A 26,081-nucleotide genomic window follows, 5' to 3' on the forward strand; every position below is an offset into this window, starting at 1 on the left:
TACCTAAGCCGCTGTAACCTGTCTTGCTACTATGCGCTCTTTGCCATACGTTGTTTAACTTTAGTTGTTAGCCAGCCTATAACCGGTAAATGCTGGTAAACCATTTCGTTTAAATCATAATAATCGCGGTGGTATTTTATCAAGCCGTCTTGCCATCGCAGTACAGAGCAGCCGTCAACATGAATACTTTTACCATTACCTATAGCAGGGTGGCAAAACTGCATCCGCCAGCTAATAAAGCCTTGCTGCTCCTGCTCCATTTTATCCAATGCAGTAAAGTCACAATGTTGCAAACGTGCGTAAGCATTAGCAAAATACTGGCTTAGAGCATCACGACCATGAATTTCATGCACCGGATCAATAAACACCACGTCATTATGGTATATGTTAGCCAGCGACTGCATATTTGCGCTGGATAACGCGTTGTAAAAATTCAGAAATTGCGTAATTCGTGGAGTGACTGCAGTGTTCATAAGGGTTTCTTTACCTCTGCGAAAAGCGCCAATGTCTGCTTGCGTGCCACTGCATGATCTACCACCGGAGACGGGTAGCCTTTAACGCCACCTAGCTTGTGCGGCCAATGAACAGTCTTATCTTGCAGTTTACTCAGCTCTGGTACATACAAACGGATAAAAACGCCTTGTGGATCAAACTTTTCACTTTGGCTAACCGGATTAAAAATACGAAAATACGGCGCAGCATCAGTACCAGTCGATGCTGCCCACTGCCAACCGCCATTGTTAGCGGCAAATTCACCGTCAATCAGCTTGGACATAAAATAGCGCTCACCCCAGCGCCAATCGATATGTAAATCTTTTACCAGAAAACTCGCCACTATCATCCGCAAGCGGTTGTGCATCCAGCCGGTTTGATTAAGTTGCCGCATCGCCGCATCTACAATAGGATAACCAGTATTGCCATCACACCAAGCTTGAAACAACTGCGGATTGTTTGACCAGCGAATTGCCGCAGTATCAGCCTGAAATGGCTGATGCTTTATCAAACCGGGGTAAGCTACCAGAACATGTTTATAAAACTCGCGCCATATCAACTCAGATAACCACACTTCAGCACCGCTCTTCTCCCGCGCCCAACTGTCTTGAGCTTCCAGCTGCAAACGCGCGACACATTGTGCGGCTGAAACCACGCCGATTGCCAAATAAGCCGACAACTTAGAAGTACCGTCAATTGCTGGGAAATCACGTTGTTGCTGATAATCGGCTACTTTTTCGCGACAAAAACTACGCATCATCTCCAGCACGTCGGTTTCTGCAACCGGCCAAGCGGAAGAACTCTCGTCACCAGCATGCATAAGAGGAAAAGCCGGTAAACTTAATGCTCGTTTAGCCAAAGCTTTGGGTCGAGCAACACAATGTAAGCCGTTTTCGTGCAAGCGTTTTAGCCAGGTACGTTTAAATGGGGTAAACACTTTATAAACATCGCCCTGCTGAGTGCATACTGTACCTGGCGGCATAATGCACTGCGTATCAAACCGGATGAACTGCCCATGATGCGCCAAAACTATTTGCTCAACTGCTGCATCGCGCTGTTGCTCTCGCAGCTCGTATTCAGTTTGCACAAACACATTCAACTCAAACTGTTGGCACAGTTGGTTAAACAAGGCTGGAAGCTGTTTATAGCTACTGCCTTCTATTGCCAGTAGCGGAATATTCAGAGCCAATAATTCAGTCTGTAACTGCATAACGCGTCGCCGAATTAAGTCTTGCTTTATCGGCGCCATATCATGCGCAGACCACGTTGCGGGAGTCGCGACAAACAGCACCAACAACGCAGCGCTTTGGGCTTGTGCCTGCTCTGCCGCCGCATACAACACCGTGTTGTCCATACAGCGTAAATCATTGCGTAGCCACACCAGATGCAATTTTTGCATATCAGGCCCTCAACCCAAGCTCTTCCGGATAAGGCGAAAAATAACGTTGTGCGCTAACATAGCTGTTTGGCTGTTGCTTTAAATGATGCTGCAACAAGGTTAGTGGCGCCATCAGCGGCACGAAGCCTTGCCGGTAGCGGTGAATTAGGTCAGCCAGCTCCTGTTTAGCCTCAGCGGATAAACCGTGTTTTAAAAAACCCTGTAAATGTTGTAATACATTGGCATGTTGTTTACGGCTAGCAATATTTTTAAGCGCTTGCATTAGCTCCAGTAAATACCGCTGTTGTAATTCAGCCGCAGAAAATAATTTAGCCTGCGCCACCAGACGCCCCAAAGTACGATAAGCCATTGGGCTGTGTGCCATCACTAAAAATTTGTAACGGCTATGAAATGCCACCAGCTTACCCACCGTAAAGCCATCTTGCATGCTTTGCTGATAGTCGTAGCAACTAAATACGCGGCTGATAAAATTCTCTTTTAATACCGCATCAAATAGCCGGCCATCTTCCTCTACCGGTAGCCAAGGGTATTTTTGCATCAGTTGATGAGTGTACAAACCAACGCCAAGCTTGCCCAGTTGCTGGCCTTTTTTATCAAACAAGCGCACACGCTCCATGCCACAACTAGGTGACTTAGCACACACCACATAACCGCTAAGTTCGGATAACTGCGGCAACTTTCGTTCGGTAAACGCCAACATTGCACTTGTATGATCAATAGTGGTGTTGTTACTTTGCACCAGACGTACGGTGTGCTCATCGTCAAGCTGTAAGCGTATGGCTGGGCGAGGTGCACTCATACCTATCGCCATCTCTGGGCATACCGGGACATATTGCACTAGCGGAGCCAGTTGCTGCACACAAAATATCGACGCCTTGTGACCACCGTCATAGCGAACTTTGTCTCCAAGTACACAGGCACTGATACCAATTTTAATCGTCATAATTCAACCCTATTCTGCAGCTATTGTTAATACGTAGCTACGGGGATCTCGATCGGAAATTAATGTCGACTTGGTGCTGATTGCATAAAAAAACGGCAAGTAGCCTACACTACTTGCCGTTTTATTGAGCAGACTTTTAACACCTACTTCTTACTGGTGCCAACCTCAACCCGGGATTTGAGCTTTTGGCCCGGCCTGAAAGTCACCACACAGCGGGCAGATATCGGTATATCTTCACCCGTTTTCGGATTTCGGCCTGGGCGTTGATTTTTAACCCGGAGGTCAAAATTGCCAAAGCCGGATAACTTTACCTGATCACCCGCCTCTAAGGCAGCGCGGATCTCTTCAAAAAAAGCTTCCACTATTAATTTGGCATCGCGTTTGCTAACACCAAATTTTGTAAACAGACGTTCTGCTAAATCGGCTTTGGTAAGCGCCATTCTCAATCCCTCAACGTTGCGTTGAACTCTTCACCAAGCGCGTTAACTACTTGATTTACCAACTGTTGGATATCTCTATCTTCCAGGGTACGCGCTAAATCCTGCAGGGTCAGAGCAATGGCCAGCGATTTAAAACCCTCTGCCACACCCGGTCCTGTATATACGTCAAACAATTTTAGGTCAACTAGTTGATTTCCGCCAACTTTTTTTATAGTAGCAGCAATATCAGCAAAACGCACCCCTGATTTCACTACAACCGCTAAATCACGGCGGTTTGCCGGGTACTTAGACAACTCACGTGCTTGTACTATGTCGCGCTGGCCAAGGCCTGCCAATTCAAGCTCAAACAGGTATGCCTTACCTTTAATACCCAGTTTACGTTCAGCTTCTGGGTGTAGTGCGCCAATATAACCCACCAATATGTCGCCACGATATATCGCTGCCGTTTGTCCAGGATGCAATGCACTGTGCTCAGCGGTTACAAACCGGAACTGCTCCGGGGCTGACGTTTGTGCCAATATTGCTTCCACATCACCTTTAACATCGTAGAAGTCTGCAGCACGGTTTTCCATGTTCCAATGCTCGTTATGCATCGAGCCGACAATAACACCACCCAGCACCGCAACCTGATTAACCCCTCCTTCGGCAGCGTCATCGGGAATAAATTTCAGACCATACTCAAACAGGCGGATACGATTTTGTTGCCGGTTCTGATTGTACTGCACCGTTTGCAACAAACCTGGCCAAAGGTTAAGCCGCATCGCCGACATATCTGCTGATATCGGATTTGGCAGCACCAATGCGCTTTGTTGCGGAAACAACTGTTGCTGCACTTTCGGGTCAACAAAACTGTAGGTGATCGCTTCTTGGTAACCACGGTCAACAAGCACTGTGCGAAGACGCTGTACATTCAACTCAGCTTCATTAAAGCTACGCATCTTAAGTGCAGCTTGCGGCGCCACATTGGGGATATTGTTGTAACCATACACCCGCGCCACTTCTTCAATTAAATCTTCACTGATGCTGATATCAAACCGATAACCCGGCACCACAACCTGCCAGCCATCTGCCGTGTCAGTAACCTGCAAGCCTAAACGCACGAAAATGGCGGTTACTTCAGCTTTATTGATGCTAATACCTAAAATACGTGCCAGCTTAGCTTCGCTAAGGCTTATCTGGGCAGCTTTAGGTAAATGAGCGTCCGATACCGCCTCCACTACCGGACCGGCTTCACCGCCGCAAATTTGCAGTAGTAAAGTGGTCGCCCGCTCCATGGCAGCGTGCTGTAACTGTGGGTCAACACCGCGCTCATAGCGGTGTGAAGCGTCAGTGTGTAAGCCATATTGCCGTGCCTTCCCCGCAATAGCCAGCGGCGCAAAAAAAGCACTTTCTAAGAATATATCTGTTGTATTGGTAGTAACACCACTGTGTAAACCACCAAACACGCCTGCCATCGCCAACGCTTTGCTATTATCAGCAATGAGCAGAGTGTTGCTTTTTAGCGTTACTTCACTTTCATCCAGCAGTACCAGCTTCTCGCCTTCGACAGCTAAACGTACATCGATATCACCGTCAATTTGCGCCAAGTCAAAGGCATGCATCGGGTGGCCGAGCTCAAGTAATACAAAGTTAGTAATATCCACTACCGCATCAATACTACGCACACCGCAGCGGCGCAGTTTTTCAGTCAACCACAATGGGCTTGCTGCTTTTACGTTAATGTTGCGCACAACTCGGCCCAAATAACGCGGGCAAGCATCAGGCGCACTTAAGCTGATGCTTTTTTTATCACTTATTGTTGGCGTTATCGGGCAAATGTCGTTCTGACAGACTTCCAGCTTATTTAATACCCCAACTTCCCGCGCCAAACCTTTAATACCCAGGCAATCGGCACGGTTTGGTGTTAAATCCACCTCAATAATATTGTCATTTAACTGCAGATATTGGCGTATATCCTGGCCCAGAGGCGCATCTTGTGGCAGCTCCATAATGCCATCCGAGTCGTCCGCCATACCCAGTTCAGAAAAAGAGCACAACATACCGTTAGATGGCTGGCCACGTAACTTGGCCTTTTTGATAACAAAATCACCCGGCAGTACGGCGCCGACAGTCGCCACCGCAACTTTTAAGCCTTTACGGCAGTTTTTTGCACCACAAACAATGTCTAACAGCTCGTCAGCGCCAATGCTGACTTTGGTTACCTGTAATTTATCGGCGTCTGGATGCGGGCCGCACTCGACCACTTCACCTACCATCACACCGCTAAACATACCTGCAACCGGCTCGATACCGTCTACTTCGAGGCCAGCCATGGATAACTGCTCAGATAAGGTGTTGGTGTCAATGGCTGGGTTTACCCATTCGCGTAACCAGGCTTCACTGAATTTCATCTAAATTAACTCCGCTTATCTGAACTGTTTTAAAAAACGTAAATCGTTTTCAAAGAAGGCACGTAAGTCTGTTACGCCATAACGCAGCATAGTTAAACGCTCTACGCCCATACCAAAAGCGAAACCGCTGTACACTTCCGGATCAATACCCACTGAACGCAGCACATTTGGGTGCACCATGCCGCAGCCCAGCACTTCTAACCATTTGCCGTTTTTTCCCATTACATCGACTTCAGCTGAAGGCTCAGTGAACGGAAAAAAAGACGGCCGAAACCGAATTTGTAAGTCTTCTTCAAAAAAGTTGTTTAAAAAATCGTGCAATATACCCTTTAGCTCGGTAAAGCTAACCTTGGTATCTACCATTAAACCTTCTACCTGGTGGAACATTGGCGTATGGGTCTGATCGTAGTCATTGCGGTACACGCGGCCAGGTGAAATGATCCGCAGCGGCGGCTTTTGTTGTTCCATAGTACGAATTTGTACACCAGACGTCTGGGTGCGCAACATCAGCTTGGGGTTAAAATAGAAGGTATCATGATCAGCCCGAGCCGGGTGGTGATCAGGTATGTTTAACGCATCAAAGTTATGAAAGTCATCTTCAATTTCCGGGCCATGTTTTACATCAAAGCCAAGCTCAGCGAAAAAAGCGGAAATACGTTCAATGGTGCGGGTAACCGGGTGAAAGCCGCCGGTTTCCAGGGTTCGGCCTGGCAACGTGACATCGATTTGCTCTTGCGCTAACTTAGCTGCCAGCTGGGCATGCTGCAATAGGTCCCGACGCGCGTTTAACACATCCTGTACCTGCTGCTTTAGCTCGTTGATTTCGGCGCCAGCTTGCTTACGCTGCTCAGGCTCCATAGCACCGAGCGATTTTAATAATTCTGTGATGCTGCCCTTTTTACCCAGAAATTCAACCCGGATCTGTTCTAATGCCGGAATATCGGCGGCGGCGGCAACGGCCTGTAAGGCGTTTTCCAATATTGCTGTCAGGTTCATGCGTGTCCTCAAAGCAGCTAGCGTTGATAGGTGTCAAAGCCGCTAATGATACACCAGAACCTAAAGTAAACGCAGACGTTTAGCGCACTTTTTCTGTCAAACAGTATGGATTAATTGAGGATTTCTTTAACAAATGGAATGGTAAGCTTGCGTTGATGTACGATAGTGGCTTTATCCAGCTTATCTAAAATGGCAACCAACGCACGGATATCACGGTCCTGATGATTTAACAGGTAACGAGCAACCTCGTCAGGCAAATCCATGCCACGCAAGCGGGCTTTTTGCTGCAGCAGTTTTTGCTTATCATCATCGGTTAGTAAACGCAGCTGAAATGCGGTACAGGCTTGCAGCCGCGACACCAGATCAGCCAATTGCAGCCCAAGTTGCTGTGGCGCCTGGTTACCAACGATAATCAGCGCTTTGCCTTGCTCTGCCATGCGGTTATACAAGTCAAACACCGCCGTTTGCCAGCTCAGTTCACCAGCAATAGCCTGAATATTATCCAGACAAACCAAGTCCAACTGCTCTAAATCATCCAGTAAGCGTGGGCTTAGTAAACGCCAATCATCTAGTGTTAACAATTGACTGGTAAAACCTTGCTCTTGTGCCTGTACACAAGCAGCGTAAAGTAAATGTGATTTGCCGCTGCCACTGGCACCAAACAAATACACCGGACTTTGCTGTGCCGGATTATGCAGATACTGTTTCAAAAATGCCACTGCTGCCGTTTGTCCGGTAGCATAAAAGCTGTCCAGGGTCTCATCCTCTGGTAAGGTTACAGCCAGCGTGTATTGCAGTGGTTGCATCAGCGCGAACGGTAACGATAGGTCGCCAGAACCGGCGAGCTATTAATAGTTAACGGCTGGTCGTTATCGGTAACAACAGGCTGTAACTGTCGATTAAAACGCAGTGCATTGGTTAAGCCCTCGGCACTGATATTGGTTAGAACTTCATATCGGGCGGTTCCTTGCTGGTAGCGTTTTACCGTAACCTGAGAAACACCCACAACCTGTGCCAGTGCACGCTGCACTAACACGATATCAGCAAGACCACTAAGTTGTTGTATATCTATCAACAACTTCATCTCGCCTTCAGCTGAAGCTACACTAGCAAAGCGCTGCGATAACTGTTGAGCCAAGTCCAACGCAAATTGCTGCATTAACTCAATTTCAGTTGCCGCACTCACTTCAGCCCTGTATGTACGGCTGTCTTGTTGCATTTGCCAGGTCAACCGATACGTCACGTCCTTTTCTTGCGTTTCAGACACCACACTTGCAGCTATCAGTACATCGGCAGAATAACGGTTACTGGCTTGTTCTATCGGTTGCCAGAACCCGGCCCAGACATCTGTTTCGTTCAGGCTGAGGATGTCGTCAATATCATAAAGCGGCATAAGTAGCGGCAAGCCATAAAAAGCAAAGGCCTGTTGCATTGCCTGATTAAATTTGTGCTCGGGCTGACGCACGAATAACCTGTCGTTAGCGTGTTGCTCTACCAGCCAAACTAAGGTTAGTGGGCGCAGAGCACCCCACACTGGCATGCCTTGGCTTTGTAGCAATTGATTTACTTTACCGGCATCTAACAACACTCGTCGGACATTAGCTCCAGTATTTTGTCGCACAGTTTCAAACTGTTTAACATAGCCTGCAGCATTTCTCAGCTCGGCTTTTACGGCGTCATTTTCCATCACAGCAGCATTGCCGCTCACCCTTACCAACACCTGTAATAATGCTTGTTGCTGCCAGCTGCTGTTGTCTGGTGTAGTTTCAACATCAGCCTGATACAAATTATCAATTTGGTTGGCTGCCGCTTGAGGGGTAAGCCACAACACCACAACAAACACAATGCTAATTAGCTGCTTGAACATAAACACCCTAGACAACATAAAGCCACCAAACGGTGGCTACGTTCGATTTAAAGTTCAACTCTGGCGCGTTGTACTGCCTGAACAAAAGGCTGGTAACTATCGAGCACTTGCTGTGGCGATAGTGCAGTGCCTGCGCTATCGCGTAAACTCAATGACGTGCCACTTTCCTGGCGCTTCAACACCAACTGATACTCACCTGCCGACAAAGGCAACGCAATTGGCGGTGCATTGCCCCACAAGCTACTCCAGAAACCTTGCTCTGGCTGAGTATACTGAAGATAGTATGTATAAACAGAGCGGTTCATATCGGTAACATCAAGGTTTAATGCATCAAATACCAGTTCAAGTTGCGACCAAACAACGTCAATAGACTGAGTACTTAACAGCACAGGATTACCTTCAGCGTCAAAGCCCGGCTCCAGTGATACATCAGGGACTTTGGCTTTGTTTGCCATAGCTACAACGATTTCTTCTTTACCTACCCGGTCAATAATTTGGTTTAACAACGCGATTTCCTGGCGCTGGGCGTCACGGCCATCCAATTTACCTTGCGAGGTGAAATATTGATGTTCCAGCATCGTTAGCATTAAACTCACTGAACGGCCGTGCGGGCGCGGCTCAAATTTCAATTTAAAGCGTGCTTGCTCTGTGGTCTCAGTTGATTGCCAAAACCAAAAACCCGTTTCATTAGACCGCGTGATCCAGCCAGTGGTATATTCCAGCCCTTCGGTATCCGTTTGATTAAGCTCGATACCTTGTTCAGCGAATTGCTTGCTCAGCACTTGCTGCAAAAATGGCAGCAACTCACCAGTATAATCATTACGATCGAACCAAACCCGTGCTAATTTCTCGCCTTCCTCTACCCGACTGCTTGAAGCCGTTGCCAGAACCAGTGCTGGCGAGCGGATTTCAACAGCGGTTACAGCCGCATCTGATGCAGGAATGTCATATTGCCCCGGTGCCGCAGGCTGTTGTAACCCAGCAGGGACTTTCAGCGCACTAACATTATTGCCCCTGCTGTTTTCGGCTACCGGTTCGGCTTGAAATACAGAACATCCTGTCAGCAAAACGCTGGCTACTACACTACTTTTAACCCAATGTTGCACGTAAATACTCCTAAATATGGTGCTGCACGATGCAATTGCATGTCATTACGCAATTAGATCTGTATACCGGCTGTTGCCAATGCCTGTTCGATTATGGCGCCATGAATTGGTTCAAGCTGTGTTAGCGGCAAGCGCATCATATCAGATCCAATCAGGCCCATTTTAAATAGCGCCCATTTCGCTGGTATCGGGTTAGCCTCAATGAATAAATCGTGATGCAATGCTTGTAAATTGCCATCTATTTGTTGTGCTGCGGCCTTATCACCTGATAGCGCGGCCTGACATAATAACGCCATCTGTTTTGGCGCCACATTAGTCGTCACCGAAATGACACCATGTCCACCTTGTAACATAAATTCTGCCGCAGAGGCATCGTCACCACTTAATAACATAAAATCGGCTGGACACAGCTGCTTTAACTCGGCCAGACGTTGCATAGAGCCCGTCGCTTCTTTAATGCCGACTATGTTGGCTGTTTTAGCCAACTCAGCAACAGTTTCTGGCAACAAATCTACGCCGGTTCGTCCTGGCACGTTATACAGCAGTACCGGCTTATTTGTCGCTGCTGCAACGGCATTAAAATGCAGAATCATGCCTTTTTGCATCGGTTTGTTATAAAACGGTGTTACGGTTAAAAATCCATCAACAGGCAACTTAGATAAGGTTTTAGTGCGCTCAACTGCTTCTGCTGTGGCATTGGCGCCATTACCAGCAACGACCCCAATACGGCCTTTTACCTGATCACACACCGCAGTAATCACCTCCAGTTGCTCAGCAAAACTTATTGTTGCCGCCTCACCGGTAGTGCCCATAATCACCACGCCCGTGGTGCCATTTTGCAAGTGGAAATCGACCAGTAACTTCAGGCCGCTATAATCAATCTCGCCACTGGCAGTCATAGGTGTGATAAGCGCAACCCAACTTCCTCTGAACATCTCTAATACAGCCCCATTAACCGTTAAGGGCGCCTATGTTAAAGAGACACTGACCTAAACACAAGAATCCTTATGCTGTTCTAACGGGTAACGGCTGACGGATGACATCCTCTATTGGTGTGGTACACTTAATATCAGCTTTTAAGCATCCGTTATTTCCGCTTGGTCTTCAGGATTTTTATATTATGCCACAACAACTTGTAGTAACCGCTATTGGCACAGACCGCACCGGTATTGTGAGTAAATTAGCGCGTTTAGTTACCGACTGTAATTGCAATATTACTGACAGCCGGATGGCCATTTTCGGTGGTGAATTTACGTTTATCATGTTGCTTTCCGGAGATCCTGCTGCTATCAGCCGCATCGAACACTTGTTGCCGGGTCTTGGCTTGGAACTTGATCTAACCACCATGACTAAGCGTACCAGAGCCCACCAGCCAAAGCCGGTCGCTGCACATTATGTGCTTGAATACACCGGCCAGGACAGGGTGGGTACACTTGGCGCTATTACAGGATTACTAGCCAGCCACCAGATATATATCGGCTCTTTGCAATCACAAACCCGGGCGGAAACTGATGGCAAGCAAAGTGAAATGCATACTTTAATGACATTGGAGCTGCCCGCTGGCGAACAGCCTGAAAAAATTAACGCGGCGATTATGGCGCTGTTAGCTGAGATGAATTTAACGGGTAGTTTTACTGCACAGACTTAAATTGACTACGGAGAATATAATGACTTATCTACCGGCCGGCAAAGCCGCACCCGATTTTACATTGCAAGATCAGCACAACAATACAGTTCGCTTATCTGCACTGTTAAAGCAAAGCCGGGTACTGGTTTATTTTTATCCCAAAGCTATGACACCGGGGTGTACGGTGCAAGCCTGCAACTTGCGTGATGTGAAAGCCGAGCTCGCCGCTAAAGGTGTCAGCGTTGTAGGGATTAGCATTGACTCGCCGGCAAGACTGGACAAGTTCACGCAGCGCGATCAATTAAATTTTACGCTGTTATCTGATGAAGACCATAAGGTCGCGGATGCGTTTGGTGTCTGGGGAGAGAAAAAGTTTATGGGCAAAACCTACGATGGTTTGCACCGTATCAGTTTTTTAATTGCACAAGATGGCACAGTAGAAAAAGTATTTGATGACTTTAAAACTAAAGATCATCACCAGGTTGTGCTGAACTATTTAAGTTGAACTACATAAGCTGAACTAACGCTACGTAGGCGGCGCTGAACCAGGGTCATGTGGGCTTGGCCAACGACACCACACGACGTGATATAACAGCAGCTTGTCTTATTGCACTAAGCAGCTGTGCTAGCTTGCTGTTATCGTTAACCACTGATTATTATCCGGAGTCTACTATGCAAAAATTTCTTGCAAAAAATCTGGTTGTTGCCGCTGCAGTAGCAGCGACTTTGTCCCTCCCTGCCATCGCGGATACAGTCAAAACTGAAAAAGCCACGCTGCAAATGGATACCTTGGTGTCTGGCCTCAAGCATCCGTGGGGAATGACATTTTTGCCAGATGGTAGAATGTTAGTGACAGAGCGTAACGGTGGCTTGCTGTTAATTAGTGCTGATGGCAAAAGTAAAACACCGCTTAGCGGTTTACCAGACATAGACGCCCGTGGTCAGGGCGGCTTACTTGATGTTGTACTGGCACCGGATTTTGCCATTAGTGCACAGCTGTATGTTAGTTTTAGCGAGCCCGGCGACGGTGGTAATAGCACTGCAGTTGCCAGTGCCGTATTGAAGAATGATCAACTGACAGACGTGCAACTGGTGTTTAGCCAGCAGCCAAAATTTGATAGCCGTCACCATTTCGGCAGCAGGCTAGTGTTTGATAACGATGGTAACTTATTTGTTACCTTAGGCGATCGTGGCAGCCAGCGACAGGAAGCACAAAACCTGGCGAACCATGTTGGCAGTGTAGTACGCATCACCCGCGACGGTGCGCCAGCACAAGGCAACCCTTTTATCGGCCAGGCCAATGCCAAAGCTGAGATCTGGTCTTACGGCCATCGCAATATTCAGGGTGCAGCACTGCACCCTCAAACCGGCGCATTATGGACCCATGAACACGGCCCACAAGGTGGCGATGAAATTAATATCGCCCAGCCAGGGAAAAACTATGGTTGGCCACTGATTACCTATGGTGAAGAGTACGGCGGTGGTGTCATAGGTAAAAACACTCAGGATGGCCTGGAACAACCGTTGCATTACTGGGTCCCGTCTATCGCACCTAGCGGCATGCTGTTTTACGGCGCTGAGGTATTCAGCGGCTGGAAAAACAACATCTTGGTTGGCTCATTGAAATTCGGCCAACTGGTGCGGCTTGAGGTAAATGGCGATAAAGTCAGCCATGAAGAGCGCATCATGATTGGTCAGCGCGTGCGCGATGTGGAACAAGGGCCAGACGGTGCGGTTTATCTGTTAACCGACAGCTCTGATGGTCAGGTACTGCGCTTAACGCCGGTGCAATAATACGTTGTCGCGCGCAATAAATCGCAGCAGCACTGCCCTTGTAGTGCTGCTACCACTTTGCCAACATAATGTCATAGCGCAAACCCAGAACAGCAGCGCGGAAACCGAAATTATTGTCATTAGTGCGGCTCAGCAACGTGAGTCCTGGCTGAGCAGTCCAACGTCTACTGAACTTGCCTTTGCCCCTGAGCAAGGCCTTATTATTGATAGCGCCCAATTGCTCAACAGCATTAGTGGTGTTCAGGCAGACAGCCGGGCTAACTTTGCTCAAGACACCCGTGTTAGCATTCGTGGTTTTGGCAGCCGCAGTCCTTTTGGCGTGCGGTCGTTGTACTTGCAGCAAGACGGCATTCCAATATCAACACCTGACGGACAGGGCCAGCTATCCAGTATTTTACTGGATAATATCGACAGAGTTGAAGTGTTAAAAGGCCCGCTGGCCGCCTTGTACGGCAATGCATCTGGTGGGGTTATTTCGCTTTACAGCAAAACACCACTGCAAAGCAACGCTGGTGCAGCAATCGCCGGCAGTGAACAGCACCGGCAATACCGACTTTATGCGGACTGGGTAGAGGGTGATAACAGTTTAAGTGCGAGCCTTAAACACTTCGATACTGCAGGTTACCGCGAGCATTCTGCAGCAAAAAAGCAGCAAGCCCAATTTCTATATCGTACGCCAGTGGTGCAAACCGCCCGGCTAACAGCTCGGCTGGATTACGCCCGAGATCCGCAATTACAAGATCCACTTGGATTAAGCCTGCAAAGCTGGCAAACACAGCCAAACCAAACCGATGCTGCAGCCACACGATTTGATACGGAAAAAAACAGCCGCCAGCGCCAGCTTAGTCTAAGCCTGAGTGACTACCAGCAGGCAGATCTGTGGCAGCTAAATACCTGGCTTGGCGACCGGCATATCGGCCAGCGCCTGGCTTTCACAGGAAGCGCACTAACATCGGCCGGTGGTGAGGTCGTCTTGCAGCGACAATTTAGCGGTATCAGTGGCGATATTCGCCTGCTGCAAGGCAATAATTATCAGCTGCGTATCGGCGCTACTATGGTACAAAGTGATGATGACCGACAAGGTTACGTTAATGACTTTGGTCAACGAGGCGAATTACGGCGCAACCAAACCGACAGCGCGGAAAACAAAGATGCTTTTTTGCGCTTTAACTGGCAACCGGCAACACGCTGGCAGGTGCAAGGTGGCTGGCGCTACAGTGATTTGGCTTTGTTAGTTGACGACCGTTTTATTAACGCCGTCAATCCCGATGATAGCGGTAGCAAACGTTTTTATAACCACGCTGTGGCATTAGGACTAAGTTATCGGCTCGGTGATAGTTTAAGTACGTTCTTTAGCACTGGCCGAGGCTTTGAAACCCCCACCCTGGCTGAGATTGCCTATCAACGTGACGGCAGTGGTGTCAACCTGGCATTGGATGCCAGTACCAACACGCAGTGGGAAACTGGTCTGAAATGGCAACTCCATGACAACGCAGACTCTAACAGTAACGGCAGTATCAGTTTGTTTAATGTCAGCACCGAAAATGAACTATTGGTAGACAGTGCCACCGGAGGACGAACCAGTTACCGTAATGCAGCTAAAACTCAGCGGCATGGCTTGGAGATACAACTTAGCTGGCAACAAAATCCTTACCTTCGGCATCGGTTTAATGGACATTACTTAAGCGCAGAGTTTGCCGATGCCGGCTTAAAGGGCAATAGCTTACCTGGCATTGCCAGCACCCAATTACACTGGCAGCTGGCCTACCTGCCATGGCAGCATAACAGTGAGATTAGTTTGCATAGTCAGTATCGCAGCAAAGTGTATCTGGATGATGCCAATAGCGCCCACTCACCCGGCGCCATCACCTTTGCTTTAAGCGCAAAACATAGCCAACAGTTTACGCAATTAACACTAGATTACTGGCTGGCGCTGGACAATATAACGGACAAAGCTTATGTCGGCTCGGTGATTGTTAACCAAAGCAATGGCCGTGCTATTGAACCCGCGCCGGGCCGGCAGCTTAGCGCCGGCATTGCAGCACATTATTCCTTTTAACACCACATGGTCAGTCCTGTGTGACACCCGCTTGTGGGTACACTCTGGCTGACCAGGCGTTAACGGTAGCTTTGACCAATGAAGCCAACGGAATAGCGAAGAAAATCCCCCAGAAACCAAACAGGCCACCAAAAAACAACACCGCAATAATGATAAATACCGGGTTTAAATCTACTACTTCAGAAAACAGCAACGGGACCAGCAAGTTACCATCAAGCGCTTGAATAATGCCGTACGCCAGCATTAAATAGCCAAACTCAGCTGTGGGCCCCCACTGGAAAAACGCAACCAGCGCCACCGGCAACGTTACTACCGCCGCACCGATATAGGGGATTAAAACCGACAAACCCACTAACACACCCAGTAACAATGGGTAGTTAAGGCCAAACAAGGCAAATACGATATAACTGGCCGTACCGACAATCAAAATTTCAAGAATTTTGCCGCGAATGTAATTCATAATTTGCGCATTCATTTCATGCCATACCTGGCCTATCAGTTTGCGCTCTGTCGGTAGCAACTGCACAAAACTGGCGCTAAGTTGGGCTTTATCCTTTAGCATAAAAAACACCATCATTGGCACTAATACCAAATAAATCAACAGTGCGACCAAATCTACAATAGACGCCAGCGACAGTTGCAGCATGTCGCGGCCAAAGCTCATTAAACGCTCATCAACAGAGTGCATCAAAGTATTAATCTGTTCAACGCTAACTACACCAGGAAATGCGGCCGGCAATTCCAGCAAATAAGCTTTACCCTGCTCTATCATTTGCGGTAAGTCGCGCAACAAATTACGACCCTGATACCACACAATAGGAATAATCCACATTAACGTTAACGTTGCAATGCCGACAAAAGCAGCCACTACCGCTACGGTACTGACGGCACGTGACAAGCCTAAGCGGGTTAGATTGACTACCGGCCACTCCAGTAGGTACGCAAACGCAATGGCCACCAACACGGGCGCCAGAATGCCACTTAACCAATATATCGACATAAACCCTATTAGCAGTAACAAAAAAAGTGTCACTACCTGTGGATCAGAGAACTTATGCACATACCATTTTTTCAACCAGTCCAGCATCTTCTGCTCCGTATTAACAGCGATCTGCTTATCTATTGTCCGAGTATACCGGAGATAGCAGATAATTTGGCGCTTAACTGTCTGAGCAGACAAAATTTATGCTAAATTAACGCTGCATTTCCAATGGAACTTAACCGCAGAATTACAGCCAAAGTCTGCACGTTACTTATCGAGCATAAACAAGCCCGGGTATTTTAAATCATGAAATTCTCAGCTGTAACCCAGCCTTTAGTATATGGCCTGTTTCTGGCTTTATTAGTTACACCCGTCAAATCGCATAGCACCTTGCCCGATTTGGGCAGCAACGGCTTTAGCGTTATTACACCAGAAAAAGAGAAACAAATTGGTGATGTAATGATGCGGCAAACCCGTGGTAGCTTACCTATGGTGTACGACCCATTACTGGATGAGTATATTAATTCTATCGGCAACCGTCTGGTCGCGCACGCTGCAGATGTGCGGTTTCCGTTTAAGTTTTATTGGGTACAGGATAAAAACATCAACGCCTTCGCAACATTAGGCGGCAATGTAGCCTCTCATACCGGCACGCTGGCCGTTGCTGATAATGAAAGTGAATTCGCATCTGTAATGGCGCATGAGGTAGTGCACGTAACGCAGCGCCATATCGCACGTTTTGTCGAAGCTCAAAGCCAAAAAGCCCCTCTTACACTGGCCGGTATTCTTGGTGCTATTGTGCTGGCGACCGTAAACCCGGAAGCTGGCATGGCCGCAATGATGGCAACGCAGGGCGCTGCCCAGCAAAGCTCGATAAATTTTACCCGCAGCAATGAACAAGAAGCCGATCGTATTGGCATGAGAGTAATGGCTGATGCTGGCTTTGACCCCTACGCCGTGCCAGATTTCTTTCGTAAGCTGACTGAGCAAAACCGTTTTATTAACCAACAACTGTCATTCTTGCAAACACACCCGTTATCACAAAGCCGTGTTAGCGACACCCGTTTGCGAGCAGAGCAATTTCAACGCCGCTTTATTCCGGACAGCCAGGACTTCACCTTAAGCAAAGCCAGAGTGTTGGCCCGCTATCAATATAATGCCAAAGACGCGGAACAAGTATTTCGGCGGATGTTGCGCGAACCGGGTGGCAACACCAAGGCGAACCAATATGGTCTGGCCATTACCCTGCTGGACAATGGCAATTTGGAGCAAGCACGCCAGCTAACAGAGCAATTGCTGGAAACAGACCAACACAATCTGTATTACATAGATGTGTATACCGACATTTTACTAGCGCAAAAAGAGTACAAAATGTGCTTGGAAATGTTAGAAAAACAATACCTATTGCGGCCTAATAATCAGGTGGTTACATTAAATTATGCCAATGCAGCGTTAAAGGCAGGCGCCCATCGACTGGCGGTGCATTTATTGAAAAGTTTACTGTTTTACAAAAATGACAACATTATTGCTTATGACATGCTCTCTGACGCTTATAAAGCGTTGGGCGACCTGGCCAAGTTTTATGAGGCAAGAGCTGATCTTAGCTATCAGCTGGCAAACTACCCCAAGGCTATAGACGATTTGAATGAAGCACTAAACCAGCTGAAACAGGAAGATAAGCTGGAAAACAGACGGCTTGAAGCGAAAAAAAATCAACTTCAGTCTGAATTCAATCGCCTACAACGCATGTAAGCGCAAATAAGCAATAGGAACACTCTGATGATTAAAATTCTACATAACCCGCGCTGCTCAAAAAGCCGCGAAGCGCTGGCTTTACTGCAACAACATTATGATGACATTGACGTTATTGAATACCTGAAAACGCCGTTGTCTGCTGTCGAGCTGACGATACTGCTGCAACAATTAGGTGTGCCAGCTCGCGCACTAATACGCGAAAAAGAAAGCGAGTTTATCCAGCTTGGGCTTGATGATGCCACACTTAGCGAACAACAGCTGATTGAAGCTATGGTGGCACAGCCTAAACTTATTGAACGGCCGGTTATCGTAAAAGGTGACAAAGCGGTTATCGGGCGTCCGGTTAGCAATATAATGTCACTGTTGTCATGAATTGCTCTATTCTGGTGCTATATTACTCCCGCCATGGTGCGGTGGCAGCCTTAGCAGACAAAATCGCCATTGGTGTGCAGCAAGCTGGCGCCGAAGCCCGGGTTCGCTGTATCCCACCACTGGAGCAACAACATAGCAGCCGGCACAGCATTGTCAGCATCAACGAACTAAGCCAATGTGATGGCCTGGCATTTGGTAGCCCGGTACGGTTTGGCAATATGGTCGCCGATGCTAAAGCATTTTGGGATAGCACCACTAGCCTGTGGTTAAAAGGCGAGCTTATTGATAAGCCGGCCGGCGTCTTTACCTCATCCGGTAGTATGCACGGCGGTAATGAAACCACACTCTTGAGTATGAGCTTGCCGTTACTGCATCATGGCATGTTGCTCACGGGCATACCTTATAGCGAGCCTGAACTGCACCAAACTCAAACTGGAGGCACGCCTTATGGCCCCAGTCATGTCAGTGGCCATCACGCGGACACCAAGCTTAGTGTCGACGAACAGCGTTTGGCTATCGGCTTTGGTAAACGTCTGGCACTTCTAAGCCAGAAACTAAAACAACACAAGGTATAACCATGGTTCACAGCAGTTCAGTTCCAATGGCGTTAAATACGGTACGTTATCTATTACTGGGTCGATTGGGCTTTTTTGGTTTGTGGCTACTGCAGCCACTTTGGATCCTCTGGCTAGCGCCGCCGCAACTGGGTAGCCCTTACGTTTTGCTAGGTTTATTGTGGCTGCCGTTATGGCTACCGTTTTATGGCATTGTCAAAGGCCACGCCTACACTATGGCCTGGGCTAATTTTATTGTGATGATATATTTTTTGCACAGCTTAACTAATCTTTGGGTAAGCACTGGTGCGCATAGAATGTTATCGCTGCTCGAGTTGGTATTGGCTTGCATGATGTTTATCGGTTGCACTTACTATGCCCGCTACCGAGGCCAGGAGCTTGGGCTGAAAATTCCTAAACTTAAAGATGATCCCAGGCCTTAATCCCGGGCTGAGCGCCCCATATAAAACGCTAACTGTCGTGCAATAAAACCTGACTGCACCAACTGCCGGAACTGCTGCTTTAACTCAGCAGCAGCATCCATATCATATCGGCTTAAAGCACAATATACAGCCGGCGGCTCTGACCACAATGGATCCGCGGCTAACTGCAGATCACCGGCAGTTTTCTGGTAAAAGTGATAAGACAAATCTACTGTCATCACCACATCTAAACGTCCCTGCAGCAGCCGTTGCAAATTACTTTCCAGTGAATGCGCATCATCACGTATCACATCCCCGGAGCGAAATACCTGCTCAAGTTCCGGGTAAGTAAAACCCCAGGTCGTTCCAACCCGCTTACCAGCAAGATATTGAATGCCCGTTAGCGGTGCACTATCATGCCGGCGTATGAGTAATTGTTGTGTGGTAAACAGCGCGTCAGTCCATAATAACTGTTCCGCTGCAGTAACCCAGTCGGGATTTAAAAAACAGCCGAGTTCAGCTTTACCCTCAAGCAACCAGGGCTCGACCCGGGTACGCGGTAAATTTAAATAATGCACAGGCCGGCCCAACTGGCGGCCCAGCTCATCAATAATATCTTTACTTAAACCGGCTTGCAGCGAAGCATCGGCAGCAAAGATGGCATAAGGCGCTGTGTTGCTGTCACTGACAATTGCCCGCAGTGGCTTGGGCTCCTGCGCTAAAACTGCCGCCGAGCACAACATCAACATCAACGTAACTACTCGCATAATCGCCCTTTAAGCACAGAACCCCATCAATGTAGTTTAACAAGCCCTAATACAGCCTAGTCACTTTCTTCCAGCCATTCCACCTTTTCTATCTGGCTAAAACGACTACTTATCTTAGTGGCCGAGGTATGAATTTGTTTTACATCTACGGCGGCCTGGTCAATATGCTTGGCAAGGTTGTCAAAACGACCACGAAAACGGTCGAAGTCTTCGGCTAACTTAACCAGATGTTGCTGAATTAAATGCACCTGACGCTGGGTTGCATCATCTTTTAATACACTACGTGCTGTAGTCAGCACTGCCATCAATGTTGTTGGTGACGTTAACCACACCCGTCTCCGATATGCCTCTTCAACAATATCGGCATGATAGGCATGTAATTCAGCGAAAATAGCTTCAGCCGGCAAAAACATAATGGCGCCATCAGCAGTTTCGTTGGCAATTATGTATTTGTCAGCAATATCATTAATATGCTTTTTAATATCCAGCTTAAATTGCCGCTGAGCCTGTTTACGCTCATCAGTTGATAGCTGCACATCTGTCATCTTTTTATAGCTTTCCAGCGGAAACTTAGCATCTATAGCAATATCACCGCTGGGTTTGGGTAAAAACAGCATACAATCGGCAATGCGGCCATTGCTCAGCGTGTGCTGTATAGAGAAGTGCTGTTCGGGTAACACATTGCGGATAAGTGCAGTTAACTGCACCTCACCAAAGGCACCACGAGAACGTTTATCGGCCAGAACTTCCTGCAAACTCACGACATTGGTAGATAACTCAGTAATTTTTTTCTGCGCATCATCAATCAGCGCTAACCGCTTTACAATGTCGGTGAAGGTTTGGTTGGTTTTTTCAAACCCCTCACTTAAACGCTTCTCGACCTGGCCGGCAATGTCTTTTAAACGCTGATCGATACTCACCGTAAGCTGTTTAACCTGCTCAGCCAATATGGCTGCTTGCTGCTGTAAATTCTTGCTTAGCTCAAACCGAGCTGATTGCTGAGTGTCAGTTATTTTTTGTAGCAGCTGCAGTAAATGTTCCTGTTGTTGCTGTTGTAGCTGCTGGCGCTGTTGATGTAACTGTTCAAGCAACTGCTGCTGTAGTTGCCCTTGTTGCTGCACTTGCTCTAATCTAAACTGCGCCAGTTGCGCGCCCACGTCTGCACGACGCAGCAGTAACCATACTAATAGCAACCCATTTAACGCTAATAAACCGGTAAGCAAAAAAAACCAATATTCTGTCGTCATAAAACTCCTGTGGCAGCAATCCAGTGCCAGACACCCTGCGTATAAAGAGCCAACTATACAACTTTATCAGCAGTACAATGAAACAACTGGCATTATTTCCGTTAAACAGCTTTATCTTACCTGAGGGGCGCATGCGGTTGCGCGTGTTTGAACCCCGCTATGTACGATTGGTTACAGAGGCAAGTGCCGGCAAACGCGATTTCGCCATGGCTCAGGTTAACCCCTACGTTAGCCAAACACACCCCGACCGCATACTACCGCTGGCAACCAAGGTGCAGATTGAAGATTTTGAGCAATTGGATCATGGCTTGTTAGGCATTACCATAGCCGGAGTAGAGAAAGTAAAAATTGTTAAACGTTGGCAGGAAGCAGATCAATTACATATTGCCGACGTCGAACAGCTTGATAGCTGGCCAGATGTCGACCTAACGGCGGAATATCAACCGCTGGTGCAGCAGCTTCAAAAGCTATTGCAGCAGTACCCCGCATTACAGCAGTTGTATCCCTACCCTAAATACAGCAATGCAACCTGGCTGGCCTCACGCTATCTGGAGATTTTACCAATGCAACCGGCACTAAGGCAGCAACTGGCATTGCAGAGTAGCCCAGCACCCTGTCTGGACAGTTTGCAAGCCTGGATGTCACATCAAGCCTGACTAGCTGCTACGCGGTTATAGGCGGCTTGTTCGTCGTCAATAATAATCGACACCACCTGCCACTGCGTATCACATTTCTGTAAGGTGTAGGAGGTATGGCAAGTAAACAAAACTTTGCCATTGCCAGCATAAAAGCGCCAATACAGGCTGGAAAACTGCATCTGTTCAGACAACCGTAACTGATGTTGTAGTACGAAATCGACATTCACAACACCTAAATCGCGATACTTTTCTACAGTAGTGAGTACATGCTGGCGTAAACTATCGCTATCTATCAGTAAGGTTTTTTGTTCACCAGCCAACAATAAACTGGGGGTAGCAACCAGCTGCTCAAAGCTAGCCAAGTCGCCGGAAATATATGCCTGGGCATAGTCCTGAAAAAAACGCTCTACTGTTTGCATTTAGCTGATCCCTAAATATTTATGCACCTGCACACTTAAACGCCAGTTATGTTGTTTGCACAGGGCAATAGCCAACTCGGTGGCACGGCGCTGCTGGCTTATTGGCTGTAAGTAAATTAGCTTAGCTGTGGTATCAGTATGTTGCAATAACTGCAACAGCTCGTCGATATGCTTTTGCATGGCAACCGGGTGTTTTATCTCATTCGCTCTGTCCAGTGCACTTTGCAGCATTTTATAGCCTCCAGCCATATTCACTTTCGGTGATACCGTAACCCAGGTTTGCGCCGGGGCTTTAATGGTAAAGGTGCCACTGGTTTCAATTTGCGTGCTGTAGCCTTTACTGTGCAGCACTTCACACAGCGGATTAAGATCATACATACAAGGCTCACCACCGGTAATCACCACATGTTTGGCCTGATAGCCTTCACGGCTAAACAATGCCATCAAATCCTCAGCGCTTACACCAGCCCAGTGCTCTGTCTCTGAGGTTTTAATCACGATATCGCCAAGCGGCTGTCGCAGCTCGTCTTTAATTTCCCAGGTGTGCTTGGTATCACACCAGCTGCAGCCTACCGGGCAGCCTTGCAAGCGAATAAAAATGGCTGGCGCGCCAGTAAAACTGCCCTCGCCCTGAATAGTTTCGAAAACCTCGTTAACTTTATACACTCTGTGCTTTGCCCTTTAGCCCGCGGCTGATTTACTGTACAATGCGCGCCCCGCAATGCTTAGCGGGCCATGTCGCGAAATTTGAGCTGTATTATACAAGAGAGAGCCTGCTATGCCGAACAAAGTTGTGGTGATTTATTCCGGTGGGATGGACTCCTTCACCGTGTTACACAAAGCGGTGCAGGCCGGTCATGATGTTTATGCGCTGTCGTTTAACTACGGCCAGCGCCATGTGAAAGAGCTCGAATGCGCCGCACAGGTGTGTCAGGAGCTGGGCATCAAGCATAAAATTGTCGATATTTCCGCCATAAACCAGCTGTTAGCCGGCTCATCACTTACCGACAATATCGATATCCCGGAAGGCCATTATGCCGCCGAAAATATGAAATCGACCGTGGTACCCAACCGCAATATGATTCTATTGTCATTAGCGGTGGGCTATGCCGTGTCTATTGGTGCCAATCAGGTATATTACGGCGCACACAGCGGCGATCACTTTATTTACCCCGATTGCCGGCCGGAATTTGTGCAAAAAATGCATGACGTTTGTCAAATAGCTAACTACGAGCCGGTCGATATTATCAGCCCGTACTTAGCGCAAACTAAAATTGAAATTCTCGCCGATGGCCTGGCCATGGCTCTGGATTACAGCAAAACCTGGACTTGCTACAACGGCCGCGAAAAAGCCTGCGGTAAATGCGGTTCCTGTCAGGAGCGCCTTGAAGCCTTTACGCTGAATAACACCACTGACCCGCTACCTTACGAATAACGGCTATCCATCCAAAAACACCCTGATAAATCAGGGCGTTTTTGTTACTTTATGCTACAGCGTAACTCCTGCGCAGGAAACGGCTTGCTCTAAGTCAACCGTTGACGGCATGGATGCTGACAAATTCGCCGGGATCGAATTTGAACAGCTGTGCTGGTCCGCAGGATAAACTTCATGGATGAAGTTTATAGTCGAGCCCCCAGGGATGGGTTCACGGCGCGTTGACGTGAGCAAACCGATTTCTGCCGGCACCGACTCATGCTGCACTAAACAAGCTTTGGTGCAGCTGTTTTACTACGCCTGGCGCATCGGCGTCCTGCACTAAAAAGCATAGGTTATGCTTAGAGGCACCGTGGCAAATCAGCCGCATATTAATGCGCTCCAGCGTACTAAATAAATCGCCGGTAATGCCTTTACTGCTGTGTAAATGATTGCCGATAACGGCAATCAGGCTTAAGCCCTGCTCTACTGCTACTTCACAAAAACTGCGCAGTTCTGCCAGGGCCGGTTCTACCGAAGCACTAAAGGCGCTGGTCATGCCGCCTTCGTCCAGGGTTAAGGCCACGCTGATTTCTGAGGTAGTCACTAAATCTACTGATATTTGATGCCGGCTTAAAATATCAAACACCCGGGTTAAAAAACCGGCAGCGTGCAACATGGCCGGGCTTTTTACTGTGATAAGCGTTTGCGACTTTCTCAGCGCAATAGCCCGGTACGGCGGCCGTTCTTTTACCTCTTTGGCAATCCAGGTACCACCGGCTTGTGGCTCACGGCTGGAACCGACAAAGACTCCGATATTGCAGCGCATTGCCGGTATTAATGTAGCAGGATGCAATACTTTAGCGCCAAAGGTAGCCATTTCGGCCGCTTCATCAAAGCTGATTTCTTTAATGCAGCGTGCTTGTTCAGTTAAGCGCGGATCAGTAGTAAAAATGCCTACCACGTCAGTCCATATCTGGACTACCGACGCGCTTAACGCTTCGCCCAGCAGCGCAGCGCTGTAATCTGAGCCCCCACGGCCCAAGGTCGTGGTTTGGCCCACGTCGTCAGCACCAATAAAGCCCTGGGTTACTACGACATTGTCGGCCAGTAACGGCTGTAAGTGTATCGCGCACAACTCGCTGATCTGTTGGATGTGTGGCTCACCTTTACCAAAGCGACTGTCGGTGCGCATAACGCGGCGGGCATCAAAACATAAACCGGCCGCCCCGCGCTCACGCAGCACTTGCGCAAATAACACCGAGCTTAAACGCTCGCCAAAGGATTGAATTTCATCTTTGTGCGCCGCACTATACACCGCACCGCTTTGCTCTATCAGCGCTTTGAGTGCCGCCAGTAACTGCGCGATATCCGCTGCTACTATGTCAGGCTGCTGCAAGCGGTTTAATACTGCCAGCGTAATACGTTCAATGCCCTGATAGCAGGCATAGCGCTCGGTAACATCAGTATGTTTGGTAATATCGACCAACAGATTAGTAACGCCGGAACTGGCGCTTACCACTACTAAACGAATGGCGGGTTCTGCGAGAATAATGTCGGCACAGCGCGACATCGCATCGAAGTCTGCGACACTGGTGCCGCCGAATTTTGCAACAATAAGATTGGACAAGGGTGCCTCTCCTTATAAAACATAATAAGCAGAGCATGGCATTTGCTAACAGCAAAACGAGAATGAAACAGACTACTTCTGTAATTTCTGTAAACTGTAGTTAACAAAGGCCAGAAGCTCTCCACCGAAATTCAGGTGACAGTCGTAAGGATTCAGCCTTAACGACCGGGATAAGCAGCTCTATAACTGGTTTATCCCTCGGCGTTAGTCCCCCTTATTCAGGCTACGATGTATAGACATCTATCCTGAACTACCTGGCTAACGCACCTCTTCTGGTCTATCAGATATGATTGACGGGCGACACCTTATCCTGTTTTGGCCTCTCAGGCAATAGCCTTTTAGCCGTCTAAACAGTTATTTATTTAGGTGACACCAACAGCAATCGCTGCCTGCGCTTATAAAACTGCGCTATGGTAGCGGTTTAAGCTGAACAAATCCTTAGCAACTATGAAATAAATCAGTAGTTACGGTTAATTTTTTTAAGCTGTGCCACAAAGGCATCCATATCAGCTTCATTAGCCGCATCACTGTGCCACTTATTGTGAAAGCCCAGTGTTAACTGCACCTTGCCATCACTGAAATACACTTCATAGCCGTCAAAACCGGAATTTACCGTTATGCCATCCAACACAAAGCCGGCACCCAATTCATTGTTAACAGCGTTGCCGTGTTTTTCTATTTTGCCAAACACGCTAAGGAGAAATTTACCATCTAATTCGTTCTGCATTTGTCATGCTCCTGTTTCATTAGTCTGTGCGTAACACCGGT

The 26,081-nt window shown here is 48.0% G+C and carries 27 protein-coding genes and 1 riboswitch; of the genes, 10 read left to right on the forward strand and 17 right to left on the reverse strand.

The features are described from left to right. Positions 1-29: 29 nt before the first annotated feature. From I4W93_RS18435 to dapA, 10 genes are all read right to left on the reverse strand, one after another. A complete protein-coding gene (locus tag I4W93_RS18435) occupies positions 30-473 on the reverse strand; it encodes a nuclear transport factor 2 family protein (protein ID WP_205312966.1) in 444 nt (147 codons plus the stop codon). After that, on the reverse strand, positions 470-1,891 hold the full coding sequence (gene phrB, locus I4W93_RS18440; RefSeq protein WP_205312969.1) for a deoxyribodipyrimidine photo-lyase: 1,422 nt from the start codon (positions 1,889-1,891) through the stop codon (positions 470-472). Before phrB ends, I4W93_RS18435 begins: the two co-directional genes overlap by 4 nt. A gap of 1 nt (position 1,892) precedes the next feature. Continuing rightward, positions 1,893-2,834, reverse strand: a complete 942-nt coding sequence (locus I4W93_RS18445) for a YbgA family protein (protein ID WP_205312972.1) — start codon at positions 2,832-2,834, stop codon at positions 1,893-1,895. 143 nt (positions 2,835-2,977) lie between these two features. Beyond that, the gene (gene ihfA / locus I4W93_RS18450; RefSeq protein WP_068235786.1) at positions 2,978-3,274 is read right to left on the reverse strand and encodes an integration host factor subunit alpha; all 297 of its coding nucleotides are present in this window, start codon (positions 3,272-3,274) and stop codon (positions 2,978-2,980) included. A 2-nt stretch (positions 3,275-3,276) separates the two neighbouring features. Next, positions 3,277-5,664, reverse strand: coding sequence for a phenylalanine--tRNA ligase subunit beta (gene pheT / locus I4W93_RS18455; RefSeq protein WP_205312974.1), 2,388 nt, complete (start codon positions 5,662-5,664; stop codon positions 3,277-3,279). 15 nt (positions 5,665-5,679) lie between these two features. Beyond that, positions 5,680-6,660, reverse strand: a complete 981-nt coding sequence (gene pheS / locus I4W93_RS18460) for a phenylalanine--tRNA ligase subunit alpha (RefSeq protein WP_205312976.1) — start codon at positions 6,658-6,660, stop codon at positions 5,680-5,682. 110 nt (positions 6,661-6,770) lie between these two features. Then, on the reverse strand, positions 6,771-7,466 hold the full coding sequence (hda, locus tag I4W93_RS18465; protein WP_205312985.1) for a DnaA regulatory inactivator Hda: 696 nt from the start codon (positions 7,464-7,466) through the stop codon (positions 6,771-6,773). After that, positions 7,466-8,527, reverse strand: a complete 1,062-nt coding sequence (locus I4W93_RS18470; RefSeq protein WP_205312987.1) for a DUF2066 domain-containing protein — start codon at positions 8,525-8,527, stop codon at positions 7,466-7,468. The genes hda and I4W93_RS18470 overlap by 1 nt, the downstream gene beginning before the upstream one ends. Before the next feature lie 47 nt (positions 8,528-8,574). Next, a complete protein-coding gene (gene bamC, locus I4W93_RS18475; protein ID WP_205312989.1) occupies positions 8,575-9,633 on the reverse strand; it encodes an NlpB/DapX family lipoprotein in 1,059 nt (352 codons plus the stop codon). Positions 9,634-9,686: 53 nt separating this feature from the next. Beyond that, positions 9,687-10,568 (reverse strand): 4-hydroxy-tetrahydrodipicolinate synthase, encoded by an 882-nt coding sequence (gene dapA, locus I4W93_RS18480; RefSeq protein ID WP_205312991.1) that lies wholly within the window; start codon positions 10,566-10,568, stop codon positions 9,687-9,689. Between the two features lie 185 nt (positions 10,569-10,753). Here dapA and I4W93_RS18485 point away from each other — a divergent pair, with 185 nt between their 5' ends. The 4 genes from I4W93_RS18485 (at position 10,754) to I4W93_RS18500 (ending at position 15,113) form a co-directional block, all read left to right on the forward strand. Then, positions 10,754-11,281: a glycine cleavage system transcriptional repressor gene (locus tag I4W93_RS18485; protein WP_205312994.1), complete on the forward strand. Its 528-nt coding sequence runs from the start codon at positions 10,754-10,756 to the stop codon at positions 11,279-11,281. Positions 11,282-11,300: 19 nt separating this feature from the next. Beyond that, the gene (gene bcp, locus I4W93_RS18490) at positions 11,301-11,765 is read left to right on the forward strand and encodes a thioredoxin-dependent thiol peroxidase (protein ID WP_205312996.1); all 465 of its coding nucleotides are present in this window, start codon (positions 11,301-11,303) and stop codon (positions 11,763-11,765) included. Between the two features lie 167 nt (positions 11,766-11,932). Beyond that, a complete protein-coding gene (locus I4W93_RS18495) occupies positions 11,933-13,054 on the forward strand; it encodes a PQQ-dependent sugar dehydrogenase (protein WP_205312998.1) in 1,122 nt (373 codons plus the stop codon). A gap of 4 nt (positions 13,055-13,058) precedes the next feature. Beyond that, complete coding sequence (locus I4W93_RS18500) at positions 13,059-15,113, forward strand: TonB-dependent receptor family protein (protein WP_224673548.1); 2,055 nt, start codon at positions 13,059-13,061, stop codon at positions 15,111-15,113. Positions 15,114-15,123: 10 nt separating this feature from the next. Here the strand turns inward: I4W93_RS18500 and I4W93_RS18505 are convergent, their stop codons facing one another. After that, the gene (locus tag I4W93_RS18505; RefSeq protein WP_205313002.1) at positions 15,124-16,200 is read right to left on the reverse strand and encodes an AI-2E family transporter; all 1,077 of its coding nucleotides are present in this window, start codon (positions 16,198-16,200) and stop codon (positions 15,124-15,126) included. A gap of 201 nt (positions 16,201-16,401) precedes the next feature. On the opposite strand from I4W93_RS18505, the gene bepA reads away from it, so the two are divergent. The 4 genes from bepA to I4W93_RS18525 are packed head-to-tail and all read left to right on the forward strand — an operon-like array spanning position 16,402 to position 19,219. Next, positions 16,402-17,847, forward strand: a complete 1,446-nt coding sequence (gene bepA, locus I4W93_RS18510; protein WP_205313004.1) for a beta-barrel assembly-enhancing protease — start codon at positions 16,402-16,404, stop codon at positions 17,845-17,847. Positions 17,848-17,874: 27 nt separating this feature from the next. Then, positions 17,875-18,222 carry an arsenate reductase (glutaredoxin) gene (gene arsC, locus I4W93_RS18515; RefSeq protein ID WP_205313007.1) on the forward strand — a complete coding sequence of 116 codons (348 nt, stop codon included), beginning with the start codon at positions 17,875-17,877 and terminating at the stop codon, positions 18,220-18,222. Next, complete coding sequence (gene wrbA / locus I4W93_RS18520; protein ID WP_205313009.1) at positions 18,219-18,797, forward strand: NAD(P)H:quinone oxidoreductase; 579 nt, start codon at positions 18,219-18,221, stop codon at positions 18,795-18,797. Before arsC ends, wrbA begins: the two co-directional genes overlap by 4 nt. A gap of 2 nt (positions 18,798-18,799) precedes the next feature. Next, a complete protein-coding gene (locus I4W93_RS18525; protein WP_224673549.1) occupies positions 18,800-19,219 on the forward strand; it encodes a DUF2069 domain-containing protein in 420 nt (139 codons plus the stop codon). Here I4W93_RS18525 and I4W93_RS18530 read toward each other — a convergent pair. Then, positions 19,216-19,965, reverse strand: coding sequence for a substrate-binding periplasmic protein (locus tag I4W93_RS18530; protein WP_224673551.1), 750 nt, complete (start codon positions 19,963-19,965; stop codon positions 19,216-19,218). The genes I4W93_RS18525 and I4W93_RS18530 overlap by 4 nt on opposite strands. A gap of 56 nt (positions 19,966-20,021) precedes the next feature. After that, positions 20,022-21,212, reverse strand: coding sequence for a DNA recombination protein RmuC (locus tag I4W93_RS18535; protein ID WP_205313011.1), 1,191 nt, complete (start codon positions 21,210-21,212; stop codon positions 20,022-20,024). Between the two features lie 77 nt (positions 21,213-21,289). Here I4W93_RS18535 and I4W93_RS18540 point away from each other — a divergent pair, with 77 nt between their 5' ends. Further along, positions 21,290-21,868 (forward strand): LON peptidase substrate-binding domain-containing protein, encoded by a 579-nt coding sequence (locus I4W93_RS18540; protein ID WP_205313019.1) that lies wholly within the window; start codon positions 21,290-21,292, stop codon positions 21,866-21,868. Here I4W93_RS18540 and I4W93_RS18545 read toward each other — a convergent pair. After that, positions 21,859-22,269, reverse strand: a complete 411-nt coding sequence (locus tag I4W93_RS18545; protein WP_205313022.1) for a DUF6841 family protein — start codon at positions 22,267-22,269, stop codon at positions 21,859-21,861. The genes I4W93_RS18540 and I4W93_RS18545 overlap by 10 nt on opposite strands. Beyond that, a complete protein-coding gene (gene queE, locus I4W93_RS18550; RefSeq protein ID WP_205313025.1) occupies positions 22,270-22,935 on the reverse strand; it encodes a 7-carboxy-7-deazaguanine synthase QueE in 666 nt (221 codons plus the stop codon). 112 nt (positions 22,936-23,047) lie between these two features. Between queE and queC the strand changes: the two genes are divergently transcribed. Beyond that, positions 23,048-23,704: a 7-cyano-7-deazaguanine synthase QueC gene (gene queC / locus I4W93_RS18555; protein ID WP_205313036.1), complete on the forward strand. Its 657-nt coding sequence runs from the start codon at positions 23,048-23,050 to the stop codon at positions 23,702-23,704. A gap of 256 nt (positions 23,705-23,960) precedes the next feature. Here the strand turns inward: queC and lysC are convergent, their stop codons facing one another. Together lysC and I4W93_RS18565 are read right to left on the reverse strand one after the other, a co-directional pair. Continuing rightward, entirely contained in the window at positions 23,961-25,313 is a 1,353-nt protein-coding gene (gene lysC, locus I4W93_RS18560; RefSeq protein WP_205313045.1) for a lysine-sensitive aspartokinase 3, read from the reverse strand. Positions 25,314-25,419: 106 nt separating this feature from the next. After that, positions 25,420-25,593: riboswitch (Lysine riboswitch) on the reverse strand. A gap of 177 nt (positions 25,594-25,770) precedes the next feature. Further along, positions 25,771-26,040 (reverse strand): DUF3081 family protein, encoded by a 270-nt coding sequence (locus I4W93_RS18565; protein ID WP_205313047.1) that lies wholly within the window; start codon positions 26,038-26,040, stop codon positions 25,771-25,773. Positions 26,041-26,081: the final 41 nt, after the last annotated feature.

The sequence above is a fragment of the Rheinheimera maricola genome (genome assembly GCF_016918075.2).
Lineage (GTDB): Bacteria > Pseudomonadota > Gammaproteobacteria > Enterobacterales > Alteromonadaceae > Alishewanella > Alishewanella maricola_A.